6 protein-coding genes are annotated in these 6,436 nt (G+C 63.4%); 3 read left to right on the top strand and 3 right to left on the bottom strand.

Annotated elements, in window-relative coordinates; genetic code table 11:
* The first annotated feature begins 12 nt into the window (after positions 1-12).
* Positions 13-999, top strand: a complete 987-nt coding sequence (locus tag MRY84_RS03435; RefSeq protein WP_291504355.1) for a CobD/CbiB family protein — start codon at positions 13-15, stop codon at positions 997-999.
* A gap of 165 nt (positions 1,000-1,164) precedes the next feature.
* On the opposite strand, the gene rsgA is transcribed toward MRY84_RS03435, so the two are convergent.
* Genes rsgA through MRY84_RS03420 form a run of 3 tightly spaced genes read right to left on the bottom strand, consistent with a single transcriptional unit; the run spans position 1,165 to position 3,781 of the window.
* Positions 1,165-2,109, bottom strand: a complete 945-nt coding sequence (gene rsgA, locus MRY84_RS03430) for a ribosome small subunit-dependent GTPase A (protein ID WP_291504354.1) — start codon at positions 2,107-2,109, stop codon at positions 1,165-1,167.
* Between the two features lie 29 nt (positions 2,110-2,138).
* Positions 2,139-2,474, bottom strand: a complete 336-nt coding sequence (locus MRY84_RS03425) for a 4a-hydroxytetrahydrobiopterin dehydratase (protein WP_291504353.1) — start codon at positions 2,472-2,474, stop codon at positions 2,139-2,141.
* On the bottom strand, positions 2,471-3,781 hold the full coding sequence (locus MRY84_RS03420; protein ID WP_291504352.1) for a M48 family metallopeptidase: 1,311 nt from the start codon (positions 3,779-3,781) through the stop codon (positions 2,471-2,473). The genes MRY84_RS03425 and MRY84_RS03420 overlap by 4 nt, the downstream gene beginning before the upstream one ends.
* Positions 3,782-3,818: 37 nt before the next feature.
* On the opposite strand from MRY84_RS03420, the gene orn reads away from it, so the two are divergent.
* Both orn and MRY84_RS03410 read left to right on the top strand, forming a co-directional pair.
* On the top strand, positions 3,819-4,397 hold the full coding sequence (gene orn, locus MRY84_RS03415) for an oligoribonuclease (RefSeq protein WP_291504351.1): 579 nt from the start codon (positions 3,819-3,821) through the stop codon (positions 4,395-4,397).
* 320 nt (positions 4,398-4,717) lie between these two features.
* A partial coding sequence (locus MRY84_RS03410) for a DEAD/DEAH box helicase (RefSeq protein ID WP_291504350.1) occupies positions 4,718-6,436 on the top strand: 1,719 nt, incomplete at its 3' end.

Genomic DNA, 6,436 nt, shown 5'->3' with positions numbered 1-6,436 from the left:
TCATTGCCCTCCATGAGTTTCTTCGCCATCCTGTTCGCTCTGCTGATCGAGCAGGCACGTCCGCTGGCCCGCAGCAATCCCATTCACGCAGGCCTGCGCGCGTGGGCCTTGTCCGTGAGCCGCAATTTCGATGCGGGCAAGCCGCACCATGGATGGGTAGCGTGGAGCCTCGCGGTGCTCGTGCCGTCTGCGGTGACGCTGGCCATCCATTGGCTGCTGCTTTGGGGGCTCGGTTGGCCGTTCGCGGTGCTCTGGAGCGTGGCGGTGCTCTACATCACGCTTGGATTTCGGCAGTTCAGCCACCACTTCACGGGCATCCGCGATGCACTGGAGGAGGGGGATGAAGATGCTGCACGCGAGCGCCTGGCCCATTGGCAGCAGGTGGATGTGGGGGCGCTGCCCCGCAGCGAGATCGTGCGCCATGTGATCGAGTATTCCGTGCTGGCGGCACACCGGCACGTGTTTGGCGTGCTGACATGGTTCTCCGTGCTCGCGGCGCTGGGGCTAGGGCCCACAGGGGCAGTCTTGTACCGCCTGGCTGAATTCGTATCACGGTACTGGCACTACAAGCAGCGCACGGGTGCACAACCTGCGAGCGCCGCGCTGCAGAAGGCCTCCGCGCAGGCATGGACCGCCATCGATTGGCTCCCCGCCCGGCTCACGGCGCTGAGCTTTGCAGTGGTGGGCAGTTTCGAGGAAGCCATCGAAGGATGGCGGTTTCATGCCCAGCGGTTCCCCAATGACAACGATGGGGTGGTGCTGGCAGCGACGGCCGGGGCGATCAATGTGCGTCTCGGCGGGGAAGCGCTGAAGGCGCGGACCGAGTCCCATCCCCCTCAGGGTCTGGAGGTGGATGCCGACATGGGTGACAGTGATGCAACCCCCGGACGGGAGCCTGAGGTGGGCCACTTGCGCAGCGTGGTGGGGCTGGTGTGGCGTTCCGTGGTGGTATGGATGCTGCTGCTGGCACTGCTCACGCTGGCGCGCTTGCTGGGTTAAGGGGTGCCCCTGAGCCGCTCCGCGGCTTCCTGGCTTCCTCCCAAAGGACGCCCCCAGCGGCCTTGCAGAGCCGGTTCCACGGGTGCAGTCGCCCGGGATACGCCTGTGTGCAGGGCGGTGCGCGTCAACGCCTATGGGGCGTCGCCTTCGGCTTCGTGGGCACCGTCAATACCGGGTATGGCTTAGCTCTTCGAACAGATCGCTATAGATTTTGTAGCGATTGGCGCTGATTCCACCAGCGCCAGGGCCGAGTTTGACGGCATCTATCACCCCACAGCCCGGTTCGTGCAGGTGCGTGCAGTTGTAGAACTTGCAGTTGGTGGCGTGTTCGGCAATGTCGGGCATGCAGGCGGCCAGCTGCATGGGGGCGATGTGGTGCAGCCCGAATTCTTGGAATCCCGGCGAGTCGATGAGGGCCGTGGTGCGCGCCTCGTCCATCCAATACCAGTGGGTGCTGGTGGTGGTGTGCCTGCCGGAGTTCAGCGCCTGCGAAATTTCGCCGGTGACCACCGAGGCCCCCGGTACCAGCAGATTGATGAGGGTACTTTTACCGGACCCCGAGGGCCCAAGCACCAGGGTCGTCTTCCCCTGCAGATGCTCCATCAGCAGCGCTCGGTCCACGTCGCTGGACAGTGCCAACGAAAGCGGGAGCACGCCATAGTGCTTGCCCGAGCCCATGTGCCGATAGGGCAGCAGGCGTTCCCAGGCACGGGCGAACGGTTCCACCAGGTCGCTCTTGTTCAGGCCGATGAGGGGCCGGATGCCCTCTGCTTCGGCGGCAATCAGTGCACGCGCCAACTGGCTTTCGGAGAACACAGGCTCTGCGGCGATCAGGATCAGCACCTGGTCGAGGTTGGCGGCAAACGACTTGGTGCGGATCTCATCCTGGCGGTAGAACAGGTTGCGCCGCGCCTGCACTTTCTCGATGGTGCCTTCGTCGCCCTGGCCGGCGGGTGGGGCCTGCCATAGCACCTGGTCGCCCACCACCGCCTGGTTTTTCTTGCCGCGCGGATGGCAGATGCGGCGCTCGCCGTCCGGGGTTTCGACCATGCAGTGGCGCCCGTGGCTTGCCACGACGATGCCCTCTTGGAGCGCGCCGCGTTCAACCATGGCGTGCAGTCGTGCGGCGTGTCATGCGCTCATGCCACCAGGGCGTCGAACTGCGTAGCGCATTCGATGTCGGTGGAGGAAATGCCGTGCACATCGTGCGTGTTCAGGCTCACCACACAGCGGTTGTAGTGCACCGACAGGTCGGGGTGATGGTCCTGCGCATTGGCAATGAAGGCCAGGGCGTTCACGAAGGAAATGGTTTCGTAGTAGTTCGCGAAATGGTAGGTCTTCTCGATGGCCACATTGGCACCGTCGCCGGTGAGGCTCCAGCCGTCGAGCTTGGCCAGATTTGCTACAACTTCAGTAGCTGTCAGCGCACGTCGGGTCTGCGTAGACCAGTCTTTTTTCTTCAACATAGTAGTCATGGATGAGAGGGGGAGAGCATGCGCGCCAGCCTTTCGGTGGCGGGCGGATGCGAGTAGTAGAACTTCACGTACACCGGATCGGGTGTGAGCGTGGAGGCGTTGTCTTCGTAGAGCTTGAGCAATGCCGAGGAGAGGTCGGTGCCGCTGGCCTGGGCCACAGCATACGCATCGGCCTGAAATTCGTGGCGGCGCGACAGCTGGGAAAAAATCGGAGAGATGAAAAACGTGAACACGGGCACCACCAGCATGAACAGCAGCAGTGCCAGCGCGTCGTTGGGCGCGGCGGCTGTGGCGGCGTCGAGCGAGAGGTTGGGCCGCACGCCCAGGCCGGTGTAGAACCACACCTGGTTGGAAAGCCAGCCCAGCATTGCGAAACCTGCCAAGCTCAAGGCGAACATCGCCACAATGCGCTGAATGATGTGCCGGTGCTTGAAGTGCCCGAGCTCGTGGGCCAATACAGCCTCCACTTCGCCGGGGGCCAGCTGGCGCAGCAGCGTGTCATAAAACACCACGCGCTGGGCGGCGCCAAAGCCCGTGAAGTAGGCATTGGCGTGGGCGCTCCGCCGGCTGCCATCCATCACGAACAACCCCTTGGCGGAAAATCCACAGCGTTGCATGAGGGCTGTGACGCGGGCTTTGAGCGATTCATCGTCCAGCGGCTGAAACTTGTTGAACCACGGCGCGATGAAGGTGGGGTAGATCACCATCAGCAACAGGTTGAACCCCATCCAGAAACACCAGGCCCACAGCCACCACAGCGGGCCGGTCGCGCCCATGATCCACAGGATGAGCGCCGCGATCGGCAGGCCCAGGAGCGCGCCGATCAGCAGGCCTTTGAACGCGTCGGCAATCCACAGGCGCCAGGTCATCTTGTTGAACCCGAAGCGTTCCTCCAGTACGAAGGTCTGGTACAGAGACAAAGGGAGATCAATGAGTCCGCTGATTGCGGCAAACGCAGCGAACAGCGCCAACTGTTGCCACGTTCCCCCACCGAGCGCATGCAGCAATACTTGGTTTAAGGCGTCGAGCCCCCCCAGCAGCGTCCAGCCCAGCAGCACAGCGGCACCCAGCGCCATTTCCAGCAAGCCCAGGCGCACCTTGGCGATCGTGTAGCTTGCCGCCTTCTGGTGGGCAGTCAGGGAGATGCGCTCGGCAAACGGCGCTGGAACTTCGTGGCGATGCTGAGCCACATGGCGGATCTGGCGGGTGGCCAGCCAGAACTTCAGTGCCAGCCCCAAGCTCAACGCCACAGCAAACGCCAGCGTGAGCGCCATGGCGGGGGAGAAGGCGGCGTCGGAAATGGGCATGGGCCGCGAGTTTAGGGCATCAGCGACAATGCGCGCCATGCCAGAAGCCAACAACCCTGTCCCCATCACACTTCCCAAATCCGACCAGAACCTTGTCTGGCTCGACTGCGAAATGACTGGCCTCGAGCCCGACACCGACCGCCTGCTGGAAATCGCCGTGGTCGTGACCGGGCCCCATCTCGAGCCCCGCGTGGAAGGTCCGGTGTTTGTGATCCATCAGTCCGACGAACAGCTTGGCAAGATGGATGCGTGGAACAAGGGAACCCACGGCCGCAGCGGCCTGATCGACAAGGTCAAGGCCTCGACCGTAACCGAGGCAGAGGCCGAGCAGGCCCTCATCGCCTTTCTCAGCCAGTATGTTCCCAAAGGCACCGCCCCGATGTGCGGCAACAGCATCGGCCAGGACCGGCGGTTTCTGGTGCGATACATGCCCAAGCTGGAACGGTTTTTCCACTACCGGAACGTGGATGTCAGCACGCTGAAAGAGCTGGCCAAGCGCTGGAAGCCCGAGGCCTACACCAGCTTCAAGAAGGCCCAGAAGCACACGGCGTTGGCCGATGTGCACGAATCCATCGACGAGCTGGCGCACTACCGGCAGCATCTGCTGTCGGTGTGAAGGTGGAGTCGGTATGGGCCGAGAAAGACGGCCCCAAAGCACTATCTGGCGCATTCCGATGTGAGGGTATTGCGGGGAAACCCTAAACAATGGCATAATCTCTGGCTGCGCAGAAACCGCTGCGCAATTTGTGCATCTCCCCTCACACACCGGGCTGCCAGTCTGCCGTCTACGACGGTGTCTACTGGCGAATAACGCCCACCCGCCCCGGCCTCCCACGTGAGCGCCAACGCAGGTTTCGTTTGATGGTTGATGTTTTTTAACCATTGACGAAGCCCCTCGCAGGCTGCGCTTGCGATCGTCTTCGTGAGAGAAAAATCATGACCGACACCTCTTTGGTGCAGGGCGAATTCGCGCCTGCAGACACTTCCTTTGCTGCCGACATTTCCGTGCAGTCTTCGCCTCTGGATGCCGTAGTGGAAATCGCTGCGGATGCCGATGCCTCCGTGGCTGCTGAACCCAATGGCTTCATCGAGCTGGGCCTCGCTCCCCAGCTCGTGCAAGCCGTGGCCGACCTGGGCTACACCCAGCCCACCAGTGTGCAGCTCAAGGCCATTCCCCTGGCGATGGGTGGCGGCAACGACGCCACCAAGTTCATCGACCTGATGGTCTCCAGCCAGACGGGCAGTGGCAAGACCGCCGCCTTCTTGCTGCCCGTTCTGCATACGCTGATCAACCAGCAGGCGAAAGCTGAAGCCGAAGAGCGCGCTGCCTTCGAGCGCGCCGTGGCCGAGGCAGCAGCACGTGGCGAACCTGCCCCCAAGCGCGCCAAGCGCAAGGACCCCACCAGCTCCCGCAATTTCAAGGCGGCCACGCCCGGGGCTCTCATCCTGTGCCCCACGCGCGAGCTGGCGCAGCAGGTGGCGCATGACGCGATCGATCTGGTCAAGCACTGCCGCGGCCTGCGTGTTGCCAACGTCGTTGGCGGCATGCCTTACCAATTGCAGATTGCGAAGCTCCAGAATGCCGACCTCGTGGTGGCGACCCCTGGCCGTCTGCTGGACTTGCAGCGCTCGATGCAGATCAAGCTCGACAAGGTGCAGTTCCTGGTTGTAGATGAAGCCGACCGCATGCTCGACCTGGGGTTCTCGGACGATCTGGCCGAGCTGAACCAGCTGACGAGCCAACGCAAGCAGACCATGATGTTCAGCGCCACGTTTGCGCCTCGCATTCAGCAACTGGCGATGCGTGTAATGCACGACGGAGGCTCCTCCGTGCAGAAGGTCACCATTGACTCTCCGCAAGAGAAGCACGCCAACATCAAGCAGGTGCTGTACTGGGCCGACAACGCCCAGCACAAGCGCAAGATGCTGGACCATTGGCTGCGTGACACCTCGATCAACCAGGCCATCGTGTTTGCCAGCACGCAGGTGGAATGCGATGGTCTGGCCAACGATTTGCAGCAAGAAGGCTTCTCGGCCGTGGCCCTGCACGGCGCCCTGAGCCAGGGCTTGCGCAACCGCCGATTGATGGCACTGCGCGCAGGCCAGGTCCAGATTCTGGTGGCGACCGATGTGGCCGCCCGAGGCATCGATGTGCCCACGATCACCCACGTGTTCAACTTCGGCCTGCCCATGAAGGCCGAGGACTACACCCACCGCATTGGCCGCACCGGCCGTGCGGGTCGCGATGGCCTTGCCGTCACGTTCGCCGAGTTCCGCGATCGCCGCAAGATCTACGACATTGAGTCGTACAGCCGGCAGCAGTTCAAGGCCGAGGTGATCCCTGGCATGGAGCCATCGCAGCGTGCACCGCAGGCACCGCGGGGTGGTGATTTTGGTGGCCGTGGCCGCTCTGGCGGCGGCTACGACCGGGACGGCCGGGATCGCAAGTTCGGTGGCCCGGCGCGTGGCCACGGTGATCGTGGCGGTTTCGGTGGCGGCTTTGGCGGCGGTTTTGCCAACCGCGATGGCGTCCGTGCAGCGCCCGCCCGCGGCGGCGAAGGCGGTGGCTTTGGCCGTGACGAGCGGGGCTTTGCGCCACGCCGTGATGGCGAGGGCTATGGCCGCAAGGCAGGTTTTGGTGATGCCGGCCGGGGC

The sequence above is a fragment of the Acidovorax sp. genome (assembly GCF_022763525.1).
GTDB lineage: Bacteria > Pseudomonadota > Gammaproteobacteria > Burkholderiales > Burkholderiaceae_C > Acidovorax.
This window is presented reverse-complemented; position numbering and strand designations above follow the sequence as displayed.

Excerpts from the sequence above, each read along its gene's own strand:
- MRY84_RS03420 (WP_291504352.1), bottom strand. The coding sequence starts at position 3,781 with ATGCCCATTTCCGACGCCGCCTTCTCCCCCGCCATGGCGCTCACGCTG.
- MRY84_RS03435 (WP_291504355.1), top strand. The coding sequence starts at position 13 with ATGAGTTTCTTCGCCATCCTGTTCGCTCTGCTGATCGAGCAGGCACGT.
- orn (WP_291504351.1), top strand. The coding sequence starts at position 3,819 with ATGCCAGAAGCCAACAACCCTGTCCCCATCACACTTCCCAAATCCGAC.
- MRY84_RS03425 (WP_291504353.1), bottom strand. The coding sequence starts at position 2,474 with ATGACTACTATGTTGAAGAAAAAAGACTGGTCTACGCAGACCCGACGT.
- rsgA (WP_291504354.1), bottom strand. The coding sequence starts at position 2,109 with ATGGTTGAACGCGGCGCGCTCCAAGAGGGCATCGTCGTGGCAAGCCAC.